Below are 2240 nucleotides of genomic sequence, written 5' to 3' on the forward strand. Positions count from 1 at the left end.
TACCCTCTGCAACCCCGGCCAGCGCCGGGCAGGCCAAGCGCTGATCGCATACAGGGGGTCAAAATTGGATAAGTAAAAGGGGTGAATGTTCGGTGCTGATTGACACTGAGTTGCTCCTCCAGTGCTCTGATCTGGCGACTGACGGCGCTTTGCGTGAGGCTGAGCTCCTTCGCCGCCGCCGTGACGCTTCCGGTGCGGGCGGCCGCCTCGAAAGCGGCCAACCATGGCAATGGCGGCAAAAAGCGGCGTGGAAGTTGCAAGGTCTACCTCTTAAAAGCGCTCTCCAGAGAGGTGAGCGATCTGTGCGCCGACTTCGTAATATGTTTCCTTGGCAACGCGCAATGCCTGCGGCTCGACCTCCGTCACAGGCAGCGGAAGATCCGCGTCGGTAATGTCGCCCTTCACATAGGATGCAAGCACCCGGCCGAATGCGGTTCCGGGCGCAATGCCGCGACCGTTGTAGCCACTAAAGCCGACGATATTTTCCGCATATCGGTGGAAGCGCGGCACTGCATCTGTTGTCATGCCAATCTGCCCGAACCATGCAAACTCGAACTCGACATCGCCCAATTGCGGGAAGATGCGCTTCAGCGAACGTCGCGCCCAAGCCTGATGAACGGCGGTGCCCGTGTTGCGCAAGGCGCCAACGCTACCGAAGACGAGGCGTCCTCTCTGGTCCATACGGAAGGACGAAAGAATTTCCTTTGTATCCCAGCAACCTTCCCGATTGGCAAGAACGGTCTCGCGCAGATTGGAGGAAAGTGGTTTAGTGGCTAGGTTGAAGTAAGGAAGATGGACCTGCTCTTCGCGTACAGCTTTCCAGGGACCGGCAGAGTATGCATCCGTCGCGACGATGACCCACTTCGCGCTCACTGACCCATGCGGGGTTTTGACGCGCCAGCTGTCTCCCTGCCGCTCATAGGAAATGACGGGGCTTTGGGTAAAGACGCGCGCACCGGCATCAATGGCAGCAGTCGCCAAACCACGCACATAGCCCAACGGTTGCAACGTGCCCGCACGCGGATCAAACAAGGCACCGGCATAGGCTGGCGAGCCAGTCCGGCGAGCGGTCTCATCCGCATCGAGCAGTTGCAACGGCGCGCCCCTTGCCGTCCACTGACGATGACGCTCTTCCAGCTCCGAAAGCCCGGCAGAACCCACAGCAAGATGAAGTGTGCCGTTCTTTTCCAGTTCGCAGGAAATGCCTTTTTCTTCAATGAGATTGCGAACCACAAGCGGCGCTTCCGAGAGAAGGCTGAGGCAACGTTCGCCGTATTGTTCGCCGAGGACACCGGGAATGTCGTTGGGCATGACCCACATGCCGCCATTAATCAGCCCGACATTGCGACCAGCGCCCCCGAAACCGACTTCAACGGCCTCAAGCACGACTGCAGTCATTCCGCTCTGCGCGAGATGTAGCGCTGCCGACTGCCCCGTAAATCCACCGCCAACGATAACGACATCAGCCACCACGGAGGTTTCCAAGACCTCCGTTTTGGGTGCGGGAGCGGCAGAATGCTCCCAAAGTCCGTGGGTTTTAGGGCTATTCAGCATGTCAGCGGCTTTCCTTGGCAATCATTTCTGGACTGCAAATTACTCCGCTCCGATCATGATATATATGCAGAAATCCGCAACAGGTTATTCCAATTTGGAATGAAAGGATTGCTTAGGTGAGGCGCTGTCCATAACCAGATGGCAGTGATTGCTTCCTTCGAGAGTGGTTCTCGCGGACCATCGCTCGACGCACTCATTTATCCAGCTTTCTTTATCGCGTTATCGATATTTATAAGCTGCTATTCCCGCAGAAGCACAAAGTTGCGCCGTTTGCACATAAGCTACAACTCTTTCCATCCCTATGACCGAAGGATTGTTGTCTTTGCCGTTCAATTCATCGAGCTTCGCATTCTTCTCGAACGTGTTATCCAAGCCTGGATGGTTCGCGATCAAAACGTCTGCCTTGCTACGCTCAATGGCCTGCTTAAATCGCTCTGCATACTGAACATACGTCTTGAACCAATTAATTTTTTCATTGCCCTGCGCACCGCCAAAACCGAACCCTGTGCCACCTCATTGTACAACCTGATGCTGATCCTTACCGTCTTGGACATTGAAGATCATTGAGACGGTACCAGGTGTATGACAGAGGTGGCTCAGTTTGTTTGAACAGTTTCGGGCGTTTCGCTAAGTGGATTTCCGCCTCGATTATGCCGCCACCATCATTGGCGTCAGCGCGTTGAAGT

2 protein-coding genes and 1 pseudogene are annotated in these 2240 nt (G+C 55.5%); 1 reads left to right on the top strand and 2 read right to left on the bottom strand.

Translation table 11 applies throughout. From position 1 onward, the window contains the following. Positions 1-101 precede the first annotated feature (101 nt). Positions 102-260 (bottom strand): annotated as a pseudogene (locus G6L28_RS23015) (LysR family transcriptional regulator); the annotation flags it as partial. A gap of 10 nt (positions 261-270) precedes the next feature. Continuing rightward, positions 271-1554, bottom strand: a complete 1284-nt coding sequence (locus tag G6L28_RS22675; protein ID WP_174066474.1) for an NAD(P)/FAD-dependent oxidoreductase — start codon at positions 1552-1554, stop codon at positions 271-273. A gap of 138 nt (positions 1555-1692) precedes the next feature. Here G6L28_RS22675 and G6L28_RS22680 point away from each other — a divergent pair, with 138 nt between their 5' ends. Further along, positions 1693-2121 (top strand): hypothetical protein, encoded by a 429-nt coding sequence (locus G6L28_RS22680; RefSeq protein WP_174066476.1) that lies wholly within the window; start codon positions 1693-1695, stop codon positions 2119-2121. The last annotated feature ends 119 nt before the right edge of the window (positions 2122-2240 follow it).

The organism is Agrobacterium larrymoorei (genome assembly GCF_013322225.1).
Taxonomy (GTDB): domain Bacteria; phylum Pseudomonadota; class Alphaproteobacteria; order Rhizobiales; family Rhizobiaceae; genus Agrobacterium; species Agrobacterium larrymoorei_A.

Coding starts and splice junctions, on each gene's coding strand:
- G6L28_RS22675 (WP_174066474.1), bottom strand. CDS start 1,554: ATGCTGAATAGCCCTAAAACCCACGGACTTTGGGAGCATTCTGCCGCT.
- G6L28_RS22680 (WP_174066476.1), top strand. CDS start 1,693: ATGGCAGTGATTGCTTCCTTCGAGAGTGGTTCTCGCGGACCATCGCTC.